We start from the raw sequence: 16570 nt of genomic DNA on the forward strand, positions 1-16570 counted from the left end.
TATTTAATGCGGACCGCTGCGTCACAACGGAGAAATCGGTGCCACCAGCCTACTGCTGAACGCGTTCGACCTCTGCCCGAAAAAGCCCGCAGGCTCGCGAGAGAACGACCGCTTCTCACGCCATCAGCCAGATCATCGCGATGTTAGCAAAGTTGTGCCAAAACAGGGATAGAGTTATCCGAGGAAGCTTCAAAGCGATGGCCAGCACGGATCGATCCCAAGCGACTGCTGGACTCATCTGGGATAGCGCGCAGACGCGACATCAACAACAGATGGCAGGCCGAACGTAATTGGCCGCTTCTGCGGCCCGAACAGGCATCAGGGCGAATGAGTTCATAACACGACATTGCAGATCGTAGCGAAGAAGCAGATCATGTGGTCTTTCAAAAGTTGGATAGTCTGTACGGGATTAAGCATCGAATAGCAGTATGGATATAAAGCACCTCGATATTTTTAAAAAATACTACCGGCATTCAAGCCACTCCGGGCAGAAACTGGAAGCGGGCTTCGCGCTGCGAACAAAAGGCCAGGTCAAACTCGGTAGTGATTTCGTTGAAATAGGCTGCTCACTGGACGACGGCTATTTTAAGTTTTCAGTCAGTGACGATGGCTACACGCTTTCGCTCTCCAACGCCCACAAGACCATCTCCAAGGGTCCGGGACTGGTGCGTTTCATCGAGCGTCTGTACGGCATCGGCGATAAATTCAAGAAGCTCCACACCGACATCACCGATCACCAGTCGGTTGCGCTGGAGTGGGTCTGGATCAACCTGCCTGACTGCAAGCTGGGGCTCTACCTCTACAAAGGGACCTTTGGCCTGGATATACGCTATGACGGCTACCCCAGACGCAAGCTGGAACTCGGTGCCTTTACACTGGAAAACATCGAGATATTCGATCACCAGGTGAAACAGGTGATGGATGCATTCATCAGAGCCTATGTGCGCGCCATCGGCCTGACCGAAACGGCCCCCGATGCGACTGAAGAGTCCAAGACGAAGACCGCTGTCGTTGCCGAACCTTCGCGGCCCCTGGTCTCGGATAAGGCATTCAAAACAACCGGTATCGCAGCGGCACTGATTATTGGCACGGCGCTGCTGGCAGTCGGCTACTGGGCGACTCACCTGATCTGATCAAGCAAACGGAAGCAGGCCCGGATATCCTCCAACCTAAGAGGCGGCATTGGGGTCTGCAGTGGCGACTCGCTCTGGCGACTTACTCTGGCGCTAACGGAGCGCTCTCGCCACTCAAGGCTTGATTACACCCAGCCCTATTCGTTTACAGCAGACTGCTCGAAAAACCGGGTCACTTCATCTGCCGACAGGGGTTTGCTGAACCAGTACCCTTGCGCGTAATCGATTGCCAGGCGCCTGCAGAACTCCGCCTGACGCTCTGTCTCTATACCTTCAACGACAATATCGAACTTGAGCCGGTGGCCAACATGAACGATCGCCTCCAGAAGCGCTCCGTCGAGCTCATTCTCTGGGGCTTCCGCCACAAAGGCGCGATCAATCTTCAAATTCGTAATGGGGAAGATCTTCAGGTAGTTCAGTGACGAGTAGCCGGTACCGAAGTCATCGATCGATATCTCTACCCCCTTCTCCTTCAGCTCCCTTAATCCGGCAAGCATCCGGTCATTGGATTTGATCAGCACATGCTCGGTCAGCTCTATCCCCAGGTCCCCGGGCGACAAACCAAAGCTACTGCGGCACTGCTCAAGCCGGGTAAAAAAGTCGGCCTGTTCCAACTGCTTGCCCGACACATTGATATCTACCCGCACATTAAAGCCGCGCTTTTTCCACGCACTGACCTGAGCGCAGGCCTGCTCCATCACCCAATCGCCGATCAGAATGATCAGATCAGAGCGCTCGGCAATCGGAATGAATATATCGGGAGATGCCCCAATGCCAGCAACCTGAGGACGCCACCGCAGCAGGGCTTCACAGGCTTTCACTGTCTGACCAGTCATATCGAACTGAGGTTGGTAGACCAGCTCAAATTCGCCCTTACCGATCGAGTCACGCAATCCCGAGCCGATCTCCCGTTGAGCCTGGAGCTGCCTGCTAAGTTCAGCGGTGAAAAGGTGCGCACGGTTACGCCCGCTCTCCTTGGCGCAGTACATCGCCGCATCCGCATGCTTTAACAGCGTCTCAGGTTCGGTACCGTCTGCGGGATAGGTACTGATACCGATACTTGCGGTGATATAGACACTTTCGTTATCAAACGAGAAGCTTTGACGGAAGAGTAGCAACAGGCGCTCTGCCAATGCGCTGACCTCAGCAACCGATGCAATATCGGGCGCTACCAGCACAAATTCGTCGCCGCCAAAGCGGGCAAGAAGGTTAGCCCCCAGGAGCTCAGACTTGAGCCGCTCGGCAACAGCGCCCAGCAGCTTATCGCCCCAGGTGTGGCCGAGGGTATCGTTGACCTCTTTAAACAGATCCAGGTCGATAAAAAGCACTGCAAACTGCTCATTGCTCACCTGTTTCTGACAGATCAAGCGCGACAGTTCTCCGGCGAGGAAGCGCCGGTTTGGCAAACCGGTCAGCGCGTCCGTCGTTGCAAGCGCCCTTAGCTCTTCACGTGCCGTGTACTGTTCCCGCAGATCCACATCGATACAGAACATTTCCGGTGATGAGGTATGCTCCTTGAGCATCACATGTGAGGAATATACGGGGACCGGGCGCCCATCCTTATGCTTGAGCACCAGTTCTGCGGACGGGATCGCAATACCTTTTTCCATCCAGTCTTTATGCAGCCGGATAACATCGGCAGCCATTTCAGCCGGGATAATTAAATCCTCCAGCTTGCGACCTAGCGCCTCCTCTTTTGAATAGCCGTAGATGTCGGCGCTAGAACTGTTCCAATAGATCACCCGCCGATTCCGGTCGTACCCCTGAACAGAGACCTTCGGCAGAGTGTCGATCAGCTGCACAAACAGTCGTTCACCAGAAGCGTCACTCTCTGCTGATGTGGTGCAATCCTTCTCTTCCGGTTCCTTCGCCACCGATGCTGCTCCCTGTCTCTTCAGATGAGCTATGTCGCCAGGTACAAGCGCCTGATACGGTTCACACTGCTATTTATCCTGCATTTATACGCAGGGCGGAATTCATCCAGACCACCGCAGCAAGGCTAAACCTGAGTTTCCCAAGCAACCGGCCCAGATTAAAGACGGTTTACCCACCTAAAGGTAGCAGATTGGGGTTAAAGCAAAGCAAACCTGCCCCTTCGAGTGGTACTTAATAGAGCGGCCGGTAAGCGGAGCGGTTTATGGGGAATGAAACATGGAGAGCGGAGCATTGAGAGCATCAGCCCCAGCCTCCTAACCGGCAGGCTAGAACACCAGGGCCTTTTCCATCATAACGGCATCATTCCCATAACTGGGGCAGACGCGGGTTGTCCTTACCTCGTTAAAACCAAGCCTCGCCCAGTAGCTTGCTGCCCCCTGCACCGCGACGAGCCTCAGCTTAGTAATCCCGCGCTCACGCGAAACCCTCTCCAGAGCCTCGAACAGCTCGCCACCAACACCCTGTCCCCGTGCCCTGGAGCTTACGGCTATATCATGCAGGTATAAGTGATCTCCCGCCTCAATCACCGGTAACCGGGTAAACAACTTCGGCGGTTGATGGCCACTCCAGAGGTGCGCCAGCAGATAACCCTGTACCTGCCCCTCGTCCGAAAGGCACACAAAGCAGGTCTCGGGGGAAGCTTCCGACTTGCTTTTCAGTACTGCCAAATCCTCGAGGCCGACCTGCTGATAGGCTTCGCTTTGAATCTCCAGAACACCTTCCCAGTGCGCTGATTCGATCGCTTCAATTTTCATCGGTATCCAAAAGATATAAGGCGCAATTAGCACCATACTTCAAAGAGCACTGATAGCGCCTTAATCAGCTCCGCTTTACTCCGCTGTGCTTTATCAGGTTTTATCGCGCATTATTTTCAATATCTCTCTCGAATGAGCAGCATTTTCTGCCGTCGATTTTGTCACTTCTCCAGCAGCGATAATCAAGAGCCCAGAGATAGAAAAGCCGACACAGGTCAATACAGCGGGAGGTCCGCCCGACAGCATCAACAGAGATCCAACTGCGCCCAGGGAGAATACAACCCAGCCAATAATGGAAATAAGCAGCGCTATTTTATGGGTAGACTGAGTCGAGAAATCTACCGTTGTCGATGGCCCTCCTGTAGGAGCAGGCTTTATTAAACCCGCTGCGACCTGATCCATTATTTCCTCAGAAGAACTGCATCCGTTACAAAGCACTGCGTTTGAATTACCGTAGTTAATTCCGGTTTCCGCGTTACAAATATCACATTTCATATCTAAACATTAATCAATAAAACATCTAAAAAATCGGATAATTAAACCCTAATGGCTATTAGTCATTTAATATCAAATTACTTTCATCTGCCCGCGAGCCGTCTGCTTGTCTCTGTCGCCAAACAAGGGATCCGGGGCTTCCAGATCTCCTGAGCCAAGCGGGTTTTGAGGCATACAGCTGTCAACCCATGCGACTCCTAACCCGCGAAACTGTCGCCTGAAAAGCTCTCTGGTGAAGGGCCTTCACCCTAGCCGCACTGCGAGCAACAATCAGGGTGCAGGAATCGTCGCCGGATCCCAGTGCTCGTCGGCCTTGCCATCCACAAAGCGGAAGGTGTCGTACCAAGTGGTGGTGTAGGTCTCACCTTCTTTGGTCGGGTGCGGATAGGTACGGGGCATCATCACCGTTACCAGATCGTCCTCAGCCATCACCGCCACAACCGGAGTCTTCAGCTCACCACAGTTCTCGGTGGGCTCGCGCTTCAGCACCTGCGTGAAGTAATAGATCACACCTTCCACGCCAGAAGCGGCATTGGGGTTGTGCTGGATGTACTGCTCGGTCATCCATTCCCGCGCGCGATCCCACTGGTTGCACTGGAGCAGCTCACGCATGATATGTAGCGTTGCCTGCTTGTTCTTGTGCAGCAGCGGATCCTCATCGACAAACAGTGACTCCGGGTTGGCGACACCGACCACCGGTTCCTGGGCGTGAACGGAGCTGCTGAGTGCTAGCAGTGCAACGGGGATAAGCTTTGTGAGGGTTTTCATTCTGGCTACCTTATCTGACATCCTTGAAGTACCGGGCTGGATACTCAGCTCCAGCCCGGTGAGCAGATGAAAGATACTACAGGTATGAGTGAGGGTGGGAATACAAATTATCTTTTTATTTGGCGGCTTTACTATGGTGGTAGAACAAATATGCCAAGCCCACTGGTGCTATAAAAATAGAAAGGAACCAGCACATCACTATAGTGAAAAACTTCACTATCAACATAAAAATAGCATTAACAAAAAATACGTTATCTCCTAGGACGAAGTTAACAATACTTTCATAGACAAAACGTGAGTATGGATATAGTAGAGTGGCAATAACAGCATAAATGATTGACCCAATATCCATCGACTGCTTTGCGTTGATAGTCATAAAAATAAAAAACGCAGCCACAAGTACACCAAAGAAAAACTGGCGTAGGTAATACTGGGTAGTCAGGCCACCGAATGTCTTTCGAAAAACATCTTGCATATTTCCTCCTTGAATTTTAAAGCTCAATCCTTGAGCCGAGATTTATAGCACTGAAATCATTTACAGAAAGAAACGCGCCTGTAAATGTATTTACGAAGCATAAAATTCGCTACTATCTTCAGCCCCGACAATTCTGCAATAAACAGCCTGCCCGTTTCAATAGTGAAATGCACCCCTGCTATCTCAGGATCATCCTGGCACTTACATCTATAAGTGAATACCAGATTGAAGAAGCTCTAAAAACTCACTTCAAGGCCCTGGTCCGATCGCTACAGCCCGCTCGAACAGCGGCTGTAAACGACCTGGAAGCAACCTAGAAACAATCTAGAAACAATTTAGAAACAACAACGCCGCCCCTCGCATGCGGGACGGCGTTCAGGTGGTCTGGCCAAGCCGCGCTGTCGATTATTATTCGCTACGACTCTGGAGCACCTGCCTCAGCACCCGTGCGCCGATACTAAAGGGTACAGACATGTGGTCTTCATCATCCGCCACATAGAAGCTGCTACGCAGCCCATAGGCAGACAGCCCCGTTACCCGCTGATAAAGCTGCTCAGCATCCTGTTGCGTCTGCAGTGATTCCTCTCCACCGACGATCAGCGACAGGCTGCGATGGATAACATCTACCTGCTGGGCTTCAACCTGCTGCCTGAAACGACGCTCATGCTGGAGCAGATAACGGTCGCTCCACCAGAGGCTTGGGCTAGCCGCGACATAGTGATTAAACATCGCTGGCCGGGTAAACAGGGCGTAGAGAGCAAACATGCCGCCAAACGAGTGCCCATAAAGGCTTTGCTGACTGGCATTCACCGGAAAGCGTTCTGCCACGGCAGGCATCACTTTAGCGCTGAGAAAATCGAGCAACTCATCCTGCCCGCCCTGTGGCGGATCATTCTTTCCCTCCGGCGCTGGCGGCGAGAAATCGTAGGCGCGACGCATAAAGTTATGTGGGTCCTCGCCTGGATAAGCAATGCCCACGATAATCGCCTGACGAAACTGCTTTTGTGCCCTCTTGGCCTCGTGCAGCGACGCAAAATAGGCGTTGGCATCCAGCACGTAAATCACGGGATATCCGCCGGTATAGGGCAGATCCCCCTCCGGTTTACTCACCAGGATTCGGTAGCTGTCGCCCCGCTGGTTCTGCATCTGCCACTCCAGCGTCTGGTCGAGCTCTACGCGTGATTCCCGTTGTTCCTGCCCCGTTTCGCGCTCTACCGTCTGCGCCATTACTCTGTCTGCTTGCACTGCTGATACCCCTGTAATCAAACTTATCGTCAAAATGGCGCGCGCGAAGAAACCCGGTGTAATACAGATACCTTTCATCACCAGGCTCCCGCTTTTTCGCTGCGGCCAACACCTGCCAGCACACCCATTACCAACGGTAAGCAAGGCTGGCGATCAGGCTGCGACCCGCCCCCCGGTAGCAGTAAGCACCTTCACAGGAGATATGCTCTTCATCGAACACATTGGTGGCATTGATGTTCAGACGAACGCCATCGAGAGAGCCGCCAAACTCATAACGGGCGGCGAGATCAACCAGGTGATAGGCCTCATTCTTGTCGCTGTTGGCGTTGTCGATATATTCACTGCCGATATAGCGCGTACCACCGGATAGGGAGAGCCGTTCGATGGCCGGTACATCGTAATCGAGCCAGACCGATGCCAGATGACGCGGGGTGTTGGCGAGGTCATTACCCTCGTTGCCATCGTTGTCTGCCGAGAGTTCGGCCTGGTTGTAGTTGTAGCTGGCGGTCAGGCGCAGGTTCTCGCTGACGTTGCCCACCGCTTCCAGTTCAACGCCTCGGGTGCGCACTTCACCGGTCTGCACGCTGAAACCCGGGTTATCCAGGTCGGTGGTGGTGCGGTTGGATTCGGTAATTTCATAAAGCGCCGCGGTAAACAGCGCCTCGGTGTCCTGCGGTTGATACTTCAGACCGAGCTCAAACTGTTCACCTTCGGTGGGATCGAAGCTGTTGCCGTTAACGTCGGATCCACTTTCAGGAACGAAAGACTGGGCATAGCTGAAGTAAGGAGAGATACCGCTATCAAAGGCGTAAAGCGCACCAAAGCGCCAGGTGTTTTTCTCATCATCGGTTTTATCGGTGATGCCGGTCAGGTTGTTACGTGTTTCATCACGCACCCAGTCACGTCGCACACCAGCTGTCAGATGCCAGTTGTCGATCTTCACCTGGTCCTGCAGATAGACGCCGGTTCTATGGGTCTTGCCGCTCGAATCGGTCCAGACACTGGTCGGTCTGGGCACCGACTGGCTGTAATCGGGGTTGTCCATATCGATGCTTGGCGCACTGCCACCAGCGTAAATAACCTCATGCTCCAGATCGGCGTAATCGAGGCCCAGCAGCACCTTATGTTGCAGTTCCCCCTGGGCAAAGCGCGCCACCAGGCGGGTATCGGTGCTGAGTGATTGCATATCTTCATAAAGGCCAACGCTGCTGCGGCTCAGTGTAGATCCACTCAAAGTACCCGGCGACAGATACTGGTTGGTCGTATCGACCTCGCCATAGCGAACGTTCTGCTGCAGTTCCAAGTGTTCGTTGAAAACATGATTCAGCTCGTAACCCACCGCCCACTGCTCTTGGTCGAGCTTGTCGAAATCCTCATCCCCGGCCCAAAAATGGGTCAGCTTTTCGCCATCCTGGTAGGGTCGTGGCGAAGCTGAGGTGAGACGCTCCTGATACTGGGAGATAAAGGTAATATCGGTACGGTCGCCGATCTGCCAGTGCAGCGTAGGCGCGAGCATTTTCACATCATTATCGACCTGCTCAATATCGGTCTGGGCATCACGCACCAAGCCGACCAGGCGCACCTGAACGTCCGGGTTCAGCGAGCCACCTAGATCGAACTGGCCCTGCAGGTGATCATGACTGCCCACCTGGACCTGAACCTCCTGCTCAGCATCCTCCCGTGGACGTTTGCTGACACGGTTAACCAGTCCACCCGGCGAAATCTGACCATAAAGCACAGAATCCGGGCCTTTGACTACGTCGATCCGCTCCAGGTTATAAGGCTGGGTGGCGAAGTAAGACAGCCAACCCGAGTTTGGCTGACGCAGGCCGTCGAGGAAGTCACCGTTATAGACGGTCGGAAAGCCTCGCAGCGTAATGACATCGAAACGCGGATCCAGCCCGGAGGCTTCAACCCGCACACCGGCGGTGTAAGCCACCGCCTGATCCACCGTCTGGGGCTGGCGGTCCTGCAGCTGCTGCTCGGTTATCACACTGATGCTTTGCGCCGTTTCCAGCAGCGGAGTATCGGTTTTGCTCGCTGAGCGGCTGGAAACTGCCATGTAGCCCTGATTAACGCCTTCACCCAATACCTGAACTGGATCCAGAACAACGGAACCGTCCTGCTCGACCCGCTCAAGCACATAGTCTGCGGCTCCCTGCTTGACCACATACAGACCGGTGCCAGAAAGCAACTGAGCAAAACCCTGCTCAACATTGTAACGACCGTTTAGCCCCTGGCTTTGCAAGCTGGCGGTCAGCTCGGCGGAAAACGACAGCACAATATTTGAGTCGCTGGCGAACTGGCTCAATACACTGCCCAGCGAACCCGGCTCGATGCTGTAGCTTTGCGCTCCCGGAACACTTTGCTCAGCGGCATGCACCGCTTGCATCGGCAGGAGGACCGCCGGGCTAGTCAGCGCACAGCTGACCGCGATGTTTCTCAGCACCCGGCAAACAGGTTTCATGCGAAAAGGAGTCACCGTTGGGAGGGGTTGCTTAGGCGTATTCATTGTCTGCTCGCTCATACCAAAATTGTTGAATTAACCTTGGGTCGAACGAGATCGGAAAAAGGACAATATTTTCTCATTTTTTGCAGGCGCCATTTCAGAGGACCAGAGTCGGACTGATAACGAATGCCTATAAAAGCGCTGTAACGGTTACCCAGTAATCGGTAATACGTGACACCCTGACAGGCAACGCATTGCTGATCGCCTGCAGCGCCCTCTCGGTATCATCCAATGGATAAGCGCCCGATATCCGCAACGCCGCAACCGCCGGATCACAGCGCAGTACGCCGGCACGATAGCGGCTAAGCTCCGCCACCAGCCGGCTCAACGGCCAGTCCACCGCCACCAGCAGCCCACGTGTCCAGCTATCCATCTGCGGGCTGGCCGGCGATATGGCCACACCGCCGCTGCTCATCTCAGCCTGCTCACCGGCATCCACAAACTCTGATTGGCCCGCAGCCGATACCGGGATCAATTCCACGCGATCTTCAATCACGGTTACCGAGGTCGATACCGGGTGCTTTCGCACGGTAAACACAGTCCCGAGAGGGATCACCATGCCCTGTTCCGTATGCACCTGCAGAGGCTTGGCCCCCCTGCCTGGCTCATTGCCAGACACCCCGCTGCCGGTGCGCACGAAGATCTCGCCGTCATACAGGCGGACTAGCCGTGAGGTGTCAGTCTCCAGCAGATCCAGTGCCGTGTCGGTATTCAGGATCAGTTGCGTACCATCATCGAGTGCCAGCTCGCGACGTTCGCCGGTAACGGTGCGATGGCCCGCCGTCCAATCTTTTATCAGGCCGTTAACCGGCGTCTGTCGCCAGGCCAGGCTGCCCAGGGATGCTCCGCCGGCCAGGAAGGCGAAACTGCGCAGCACGGCGCGCCGTTTCTGGCCTTGCTGCTGTTTGATCTGCAGGGTATGAAAGGCAGACGCGCCGGGTACCGATTGCAGCTGCTGGCGAAGTTTTTCCACCTGCTGCCAGGCAAGCTGGTGAGAAGGATCAGCCTCTACCCACTCGGCATGTTCCCGCTTCTGCTGCTCCGTGACATCCTCACCGCAGAGCACTGAATACCAATGCGCCGCGGCTCGAAGAATCTCTTTCTGCGCCGACTGAGAACTACTCAAGGTGTTTGCTCATAGGTTGTACTCATAGCGGGTTAGATACAGCGAGCTGCTTACAACGAGTCTTCGCACATCAGTAAAAGACAGTGCTCGGTGGCCTTGGCCATATATTTTTTAACTGAACTGACCGACACACCGAGGCGTTCAGCAATTTCGCTGTAGCGCAGTCCTTCAAGCTGCGACAGCAGAAAGGCCTGGCTGACTTTTTCGCCCAGCCCCTCCAGCATCGCGTCCACCTGGAACAGGGTTTCCAGAATCAGCGTCTGCTCTTCGGCGGAAATGGCCACCGGTTCCGGTTGCTGCTGCAGCGCTTCCAGCCAGGCCTTTTCCAGCGCGTCACGACGCACGAAGTCTATCCAGACGCGGCGGGCGATGGTGGTGAGATAGCTGCGGGGTTCACGCACCTCCGCCAATTGAGCGCTATTACGAGGGGATGTCAGGATACGCAGAAAAGTGTCCTGAGCCAGATCGGCAGCCTGCCAGCTGCAACCGGTTTTGCGCTGCAGCCAGCCCCGCAGCCAGCCGTGATGCGCATCATACATCTGCGCGAATGGCGTCGTTTTAGCGGAGCTTCGCATCCACTTCCCTCTCAAGTTCGGCACTGAATCAGAGGGGATTCTAAGCAGCACGACTCATTAACGCAAATCATTCGCATTCGTGTTATTCGAATTTCAGCGACAAAAAAGCCCATCACGATGATGGGCTGTCTGATCTCTACTAATGGTGTCCCTGCCAACCAGCACCTGGCGCTATCGATAGCAACCCTGGCCGTCTGGGATTACTGCTTCACCACCATAATACGTACCGGCTCGCCAGGCTCGCCGGCAAACGGATCGATATGCTCGGTGCTGGTGAACAGCAGCTTACCGTTGTATTCGATTTTTGCTCTCAGCCCGTAGCGCATACGCTCATCAATGGCTGAAGGGTCATACACCAGCCTGAACGTCAAAGGCCCTGCCCCATCTACGATATGGGTATAGTCAGTTATGACCTTGGCAGGCGCGTCCATACGCGACTGATCTTCAAGCGTTACGTGAACTTCGGCGCCCGGCGGTAAGGCGATGCGCTCGCGATACCAGACCTCACCGGTGATCACCCGCATCAGCGAGTTGTCAGCTTTCTGAGTTTGTTCCGTCATCGATCCCTCCATACTGCTGCACGCTGCCAGAAACACAGCACAAACACCCAGCAACCAACTTCTAGCCTGAATCATGTTTCCACCCTCCTTGAGACAATCCATCTAGCCGTTACCTGTTAAACCCACACCCGATAACCGATCGCGGGCAAACAAGTATCTGAAACAACCGTTTAGTCTAAGCCTGATCCAAAGATAGCGACTTCAGGGCGAAAAAGCTCGCCACATGAGCGATTTCGCGAATACGGGACCCACAGGCCGCTGCCAACTCTGAACGAGACGCAGAGGCGCAGGCCCAGTGATCCGAAGTGTTTTATTCTATCCTGCGTGAAGGGCGCGAACCTCTCCAGAGTTCGCACATCAATCCTCGCAGTACTCGCAACGGAAATGGTTATAAAGTAACATCCCGGCCGAATCGAGCGCGTGACCACTCAACTGTTACGCACCAGCTTCATCGAACAGTCTCCCCACAGCTGTTTCCAGAACCGAAGAGTCACTATGAACGAGCAACCCAGAGCCATCCCGACCAATATCATTACCGGCTTCCTTGGTGTCGGCAAAACCACATCGATCAATTCGCTGCTGGCCAACAAGCCGGAGGGCGAATCCTGGGCGGTGCTGGTGAACGAGTTCGGTCAGGTCGGCATCGACCAGGAGATGATGCCCGACCAGGAAGGGCTGCACGTTCAGGAACTGGCCGGCGGCTGCATCTGCTGCGCCCTGGGCCCTTCGCTGCATATGACGGTGAAGAATCTGATTGAACAGGCCAAACCCGACCGCCTGATTATCGAGCCCACCGGCATCGGTCATCCTGAGGGCATTATCGATACTCTGATGAGCCGAGCGTTCGCCGACAAGCTCGACCTGCGCGCGACCATCTGCCTGCTGGACCCACGAGTACTGGAGCAGGAAGAGGTGATCAACGATGAAACCTTCCATGACCAGCTGAACCTGGCGGATGTGGTGCTGATCAACAAATGCGACCTGGCAGAAGCTGCCCAGGTCGAAACCGCTGAAACCAGCCTGGGCAATATGTTCCCGCCCAAGCAGCATATCGGTCGGATTACCCGCGGCGTGATCGAACCCGCCCTGCTGGATCTGGTGCGTAATGGCCAGCTCAAGGCGCAGTTCCCCAATGCGCATCAGCACGATCATCATCACGGACACGAACATCACCACGACCATGATCATGAACACGCGCATAAGGCTGAATCTGAGCACGTACAGGAAGCCCTGCCCGAGCCCGGCCAGCCGATCCGCAAGGCGGGTAACGGCAGCGGGCGTTTCAGCTGCGGCTGGATCTTCCACCGCGATGACTGCTTCGATTACTGGGCGCTGGAAGAGATTCTGAACGGGCTGGAAGGCGTTAACCGCATCAAGGGCGTGATCCGCATTGGCACCGCCTGGGTGTTCTACAACCGGGTTCAGGACAAACACGATTTCGACAAGGTCGCCTACCGCCGCGACAGCCGTATCGAGATCATCAGCCCACGGGAGTTGGACTGGGAACAGATCGAGCGGGATATGCTCGCCTGCCAGATCAACGAGTGACCGCTCTGAACGCCAAGGCCTGGTAAACCCGGGCCTTGGCTTTATCGAACCGCAGCTCAGCACTGAGCTGTGGTAACACATCCTCTGCTCAGCCGATTAATCTGTCTGCCTGTAGCCAGGCCAGACCTGCCTTAAAAGCCTCCCTGCTCGACCTGGTTGAATCTATACATTCACCCCGACGCCACTCTCTGCAACGCCCCGCACTCTCGCCGACGTTATCCAAACACCGCACAACATCCAGATTCATTCGCCAATACAAAAGCTTAGCGTTTCCCCGACCGCCAGCACCTTTGTTCTACAAATACCTGACTGCTGAACTATGAAATACAAGGTTCCAGTAACGGAACAATAATTTGATTTGAAACTCAAACTATTTGATCAATAATTAACTCATCCGGATATGCGCTCCACAAGAGCTTTGCCACTCCCGGAAAAGACAGATCGCCATACCAGTCACCCACCGCACTCAAGCGGGCACCGATTTCTTCGAGACAAGCCAGAACCAATGAGCCAGTCCAACCAAAAACAGACCACAACACCCGATACTGCAGAGATAGGACTCCTGCGCACTGTCATGCATCTGCTGCATGGCCAGCAGGTCAAAAGTTGTGTGTATGTTGGCAAGCTGCCCTCTTTCCGCAATGAGTGTCTGGCCGGGGCTCAAACCGGCTTGACCGCGGTGCTTGCGTTAATCGCTGTGTACCTGTCGCCCTGGTCGGATATGGTGGGTTTTGCCGGCATCGGCTCTCTGATTGCGCTGTTTGGCCGCTTCGAGTCACGCTCTGGCCGTAACCGTCTGCTGCTGCAAGCTGCGGCGATCCAGACTCTTTCCGTACTGCTCGTCTCCTCTGCTAAGTTCGCCGGACTTCCCGAAGCCGGCCTGCTGCTACTTCTGGCTTTGCTGTGCGGCATCTACCTGTTTATCTGTGTCACCGGCCGTTATGGCGCGCCGGGCCCGCTGATTTTCGTCTTCGCTGCCGGTTCCTGCATCGGTGGTGACGTGACTCAGCAGGTTATTCTCGAACGCACCCTGGTCACCGGTGGCGCTGCTCTGCTGGGCTGGTTTATCTGCATCTCCACGGCCTTTCTGCGCCATCCGCCCAGCGCTGAGCGGAATTTTCCGCAGGTACCGCCAGCCCCACCGGTGAGCCATCGACTGATCGCATCAACACGTACCTTTATCAGCACCGCGGTCGCCATGTTTATTGTTCGCTACGGCTTTGACGCCCACTACCCTGCCTGGGCCGGCATGGGTGCGCTGGCGGTCACTCAGGGAGCCTATCTGCACGTCAGTATGAACCGCGCCATGCAGCGTATGGCCGGCACCACTATCGGCGCCATGATGGCCTGGGGAGTGTTGCAGTTTGAGCCCAATATCTGGGGGCTGATCGCCGTTATCGGCGTGTTCCAGACGGTTACCGAGATGGTGATTGGCAAGAACTACGCGCTTGGTCAGATGTTCGTAGCCCCCACCGCGCTGCTGGTCACCCACCTGGCTGCGCCCTGGATCCCGAGCGAAACCCTGGTGCCGGAACGGGTGCTGGATACGGTGATAGGCCCCTGTATCGGTATGCTAGTGGCAGTGATTCTCTCCACCATGGATGACCGGCGTTATCTCGACAAACTGCGCAAGTCCGCCGCAGAGAAACAGGCGTAACGGAGCAACTATGCCTGAGACTAACGCCAATCGCCTCACCGCCGGATCGATTCCGCGCCAGCTGATCCTCTTCGCCATCCCGACACTGGCCAGCTCCATGCTGCAGTCGGCAGGCGGCTCCATCGACAGCGCCTGGGTCGGTAATCTGCTGGGCGAAGCCTCACTGGCAGCCACCACCAACGGCAATCTGGTGATGTTTATCATGACCAGCTTTGTGTTCGGCTTTGGCATGGCGGCGACCATCCTCATTGGCCAGTCGATTGGTGCGGGTAATCTCGTGCAGGCACGTCGCGTTGTGGGCACCACCGCCGGCAGCTTTGTACCAGCGGTGCTGGCACTAGCCATAGTCGGTTACTTCACCGCACCCTATCTGTTGCAGCTACTTGGTACCGCGCCAGAGATCATCGAACTGGCGCGCGATTACCTCAAACTCACCTTTGTCGGCCTGCCCGCCGTTCTGCTGCAGACAATCCTGATGATGGCGCTGCGTGGCTCCGGCGATGCCAACACGCCGCTGAGATTCATGTTACTGGCGGTAATTCTGGCCACCATGCTCAACCCGGTGTTCATTCTCGGCCTCGGCCCGCTACCGGCGTTCGGTATCGGTGGATCGGCCCTGGCACTGGCGGCTTCAAACTACATCAGCCTGGCGGCCATGGTGGTCTACATCTATCGCAAGGATCTGCCGCTGCGGCTGCGCGGTGAAGAACTGCGCTGGCTGCGCCCAGATCCACAACTGCTGAAAGTGATGGTGACCAAGGGTGTGCCGATCGGCCTGCAGATGATTATCGTGACCACGGCGGCGCTGACGGTGCTGCGGATCATCAATGGTGAAGGCGTGAATACCATCGCCGCCTTCGGCGCCACCCAACAGCTCTGGACTTACGTACAGATGCCCGCCATGGCGCTGGCCGGTGCAGTGTCTGCCATGGCCGCGCAGAATATCGGCGCCGGACGACTGGATCGGGTTAAACGGATTACCCGCGTTGGCATCGGCTATAACTTTCTCCTCACTGGCGGCCTGATACTGCTGCTGTCCTGGCTCGACCGCTGGGCACTGGGGATCTTCCTGACCGATTCCGGCGACGCCATGGAGATCGCGATCCATATATTTCAGGTGGCCACCTGGGGCTTTATCGCCTTTGGCATCAGCCATGTGCTGTTTGGCACCGTCCGCGCAGCCGGTCAGGTGATCTGGCCCATGGTGATTCTGGCCGTTGCACTCTATCCGGTCCGGCTCGGTGCGATTCATCTGCTACAACCCACGCTGGGCAGCGATGCGATCTGGTGGAGTTTTCCGGCCGCGTTTATCGCCACCATGCTGATGGCCATGGCCTATTACCTCTGGGGTAACTGGCGTCAGACCCACCTGGTTATAGACTCTGCGCAGCATCGGCCCAAAGATAGCGAGTATCTGATCGACGAAGGCCCCCGAGTGATCGAAGCGCCCGCCAGTGCCGACCCGACCCAGTGTGTCGTCTGCTCGGGTTCAGAGAGAAGCCCCGATCAGAGCCTTAACAATCGCAATGATGAAACGCTGGGCGCTACAGCGAATCGGCGTTGCAGCAAACACTCTTTCACGGGTGCCGAGGCAGAAGCCAATACCGAAACAAAGGCGAACGCACAGATGACAGAAGGCTACCCGTAATTTTTTAAGACACCGGAATTTAAACCTTTGGGTTTATGCCGATTTAATTGAAAGAAATATATAACTAACGGTTTGATACCAACGGTTAATAGCCCATCCATACTTACGCAAAATAGATCACATAAAATGGAACACTAAAAA

The 16570-nt window shown here is 55.3% G+C and carries 14 protein-coding genes; 4 read left to right on the forward strand and 10 right to left on the reverse strand.

Annotated features, from left to right (window positions below; translation table 11 throughout):
• The first annotated feature begins 428 nt into the window (after positions 1-428).
• The gene (locus C4S72_RS06620; RefSeq protein ID WP_104002236.1) at positions 429-1133 is read left to right on the forward strand and encodes a hypothetical protein; all 705 of its coding nucleotides are present in this window, start codon (positions 429-431) and stop codon (positions 1131-1133) included.
• A 137-nt stretch (positions 1134-1270) separates the two neighbouring features.
• Here C4S72_RS06620 and C4S72_RS06625 read toward each other — a convergent pair whose 3' ends face one another.
• The 10 genes from C4S72_RS06625 to C4S72_RS06665 form a co-directional block, all read right to left on the reverse strand.
• The gene (locus tag C4S72_RS06625) at positions 1271-3007 is read right to left on the reverse strand and encodes a putative bifunctional diguanylate cyclase/phosphodiesterase (protein ID WP_104002237.1); all 1737 of its coding nucleotides are present in this window, start codon (positions 3005-3007) and stop codon (positions 1271-1273) included.
• 327 nt (positions 3008-3334) lie between these two features.
• Positions 3335-3823, reverse strand: coding sequence for a GNAT family N-acetyltransferase (locus C4S72_RS06630; RefSeq protein WP_160115456.1), 489 nt, complete (start codon positions 3821-3823; stop codon positions 3335-3337).
• A 93-nt stretch (positions 3824-3916) separates the two neighbouring features.
• Positions 3917-4318 carry a hypothetical protein gene (locus C4S72_RS25610; RefSeq protein WP_146071867.1) on the reverse strand — a complete coding sequence of 134 codons (402 nt, stop codon included), beginning with the start codon at positions 4316-4318 and terminating at the stop codon, positions 3917-3919.
• Positions 4319-4588: 270 nt separating this feature from the next.
• Positions 4589-5086, reverse strand: a complete 498-nt coding sequence (locus C4S72_RS06635) for a nuclear transport factor 2 family protein (RefSeq protein WP_104002239.1) — start codon at positions 5084-5086, stop codon at positions 4589-4591.
• A 115-nt stretch (positions 5087-5201) separates the two neighbouring features.
• Positions 5202-5561 carry a hypothetical protein gene (locus C4S72_RS06640; RefSeq protein WP_104002240.1) on the reverse strand — a complete coding sequence of 120 codons (360 nt, stop codon included), beginning with the start codon at positions 5559-5561 and terminating at the stop codon, positions 5202-5204.
• 408 nt (positions 5562-5969) lie between these two features.
• A complete protein-coding gene (locus C4S72_RS06645) occupies positions 5970-6788 on the reverse strand; it encodes an alpha/beta hydrolase (protein WP_104002241.1) in 819 nt (272 codons plus the stop codon).
• A 145-nt stretch (positions 6789-6933) separates the two neighbouring features.
• On the reverse strand, positions 6934-9273 hold the full coding sequence (locus C4S72_RS06650) for a TonB-dependent siderophore receptor (RefSeq protein WP_104002242.1): 2340 nt from the start codon (positions 9271-9273) through the stop codon (positions 6934-6936).
• A 172-nt stretch (positions 9274-9445) separates the two neighbouring features.
• Positions 9446-10441, reverse strand: a complete 996-nt coding sequence (locus C4S72_RS06655; RefSeq protein ID WP_104002243.1) for a FecR domain-containing protein — start codon at positions 10439-10441, stop codon at positions 9446-9448.
• Between the two features lie 50 nt (positions 10442-10491).
• Positions 10492-11016 carry a sigma-70 family RNA polymerase sigma factor gene (locus C4S72_RS06660; RefSeq protein WP_104002244.1) on the reverse strand — a complete coding sequence of 175 codons (525 nt, stop codon included), beginning with the start codon at positions 11014-11016 and terminating at the stop codon, positions 10492-10494.
• Positions 11017-11216: 200 nt separating this feature from the next.
• Positions 11217-11576 carry a YbaY family lipoprotein gene (locus C4S72_RS06665; RefSeq protein WP_160115457.1) on the reverse strand — a complete coding sequence of 120 codons (360 nt, stop codon included), beginning with the start codon at positions 11574-11576 and terminating at the stop codon, positions 11217-11219.
• A gap of 495 nt (positions 11577-12071) precedes the next feature.
• Here C4S72_RS06665 and C4S72_RS06670 point away from each other — a divergent pair, with 495 nt between their 5' ends.
• The 3 genes from C4S72_RS06670 to C4S72_RS06680 all read left to right on the forward strand — a co-directional run bounded on the left by C4S72_RS06670 (position 12072) and on the right by C4S72_RS06680 (position 16429).
• Complete coding sequence (locus C4S72_RS06670) at positions 12072-13124, forward strand: CobW family GTP-binding protein (protein ID WP_104002246.1); 1053 nt, start codon at positions 12072-12074, stop codon at positions 13122-13124.
• Positions 13125-13629: 505 nt separating this feature from the next.
• On the forward strand, positions 13630-14781 hold the full coding sequence (locus C4S72_RS06675; RefSeq protein ID WP_160115458.1) for an FUSC family protein: 1152 nt from the start codon (positions 13630-13632) through the stop codon (positions 14779-14781).
• A gap of 10 nt (positions 14782-14791) precedes the next feature.
• Positions 14792-16429 (forward strand): MATE family efflux transporter, encoded by a 1638-nt coding sequence (locus tag C4S72_RS06680; RefSeq protein ID WP_104002248.1) that lies wholly within the window; start codon positions 14792-14794, stop codon positions 16427-16429.
• Positions 16430-16570 lie beyond the last annotated feature (141 nt).

The sequence above is a fragment of the Marinobacterium lutimaris genome (genome assembly GCF_900108065.1).
Lineage (GTDB): Bacteria > Pseudomonadota > Gammaproteobacteria > Pseudomonadales > Balneatricaceae > Marinobacterium_D > Marinobacterium_D lutimaris.

What these genes read in the sequence shown, in the direction of transcription:
- C4S72_RS06650 (WP_104002242.1), bottom strand. Translation starts at nt 9,273, where the DNA reads ATGAAACCTGTTTGCCGGGTGCTGAGAAACATCGCGGTCAGCTGTGCG.
- C4S72_RS06640 (WP_104002240.1), bottom strand. Translation starts at nt 5,561, where the DNA reads ATGCAAGATGTTTTTCGAAAGACATTCGGTGGCCTGACTACCCAGTAT.
- C4S72_RS06635 (WP_104002239.1), bottom strand. Translation starts at nt 5,086, where the DNA reads ATGAAAACCCTCACAAAGCTTATCCCCGTTGCACTGCTAGCACTCAGC.
- C4S72_RS06680 (WP_104002248.1), top strand. Translation starts at nt 14,792, where the DNA reads ATGCCTGAGACTAACGCCAATCGCCTCACCGCCGGATCGATTCCGCGC.
- C4S72_RS06620 (WP_104002236.1), top strand. Translation starts at nt 429, where the DNA reads ATGGATATAAAGCACCTCGATATTTTTAAAAAATACTACCGGCATTCA.
- C4S72_RS06670 (WP_104002246.1), top strand. Translation starts at nt 12,072, where the DNA reads ATGAACGAGCAACCCAGAGCCATCCCGACCAATATCATTACCGGCTTC.
- C4S72_RS06645 (WP_104002241.1), bottom strand. Translation starts at nt 6,788, where the DNA reads ATGGCGCAGACGGTAGAGCGCGAAACGGGGCAGGAACAACGGGAATCA.
- C4S72_RS06675 (WP_160115458.1), top strand. Translation starts at nt 13,630, where the DNA reads ATGAGCCAGTCCAACCAAAAACAGACCACAACACCCGATACTGCAGAG.
- C4S72_RS25610 (WP_146071867.1), bottom strand. Translation starts at nt 4,318, where the DNA reads ATGAAATGTGATATTTGTAACGCGGAAACCGGAATTAACTACGGTAAT.
- C4S72_RS06630 (WP_160115456.1), bottom strand. Translation starts at nt 3,823, where the DNA reads ATGAAAATTGAAGCGATCGAATCAGCGCACTGGGAAGGTGTTCTGGAG.
- C4S72_RS06660 (WP_104002244.1), bottom strand. Translation starts at nt 11,016, where the DNA reads ATGCGAAGCTCCGCTAAAACGACGCCATTCGCGCAGATGTATGATGCG.
- C4S72_RS06665 (WP_160115457.1), bottom strand. Translation starts at nt 11,576, where the DNA reads ATGACGGAACAAACTCAGAAAGCTGACAACTCGCTGATGCGGGTGATC.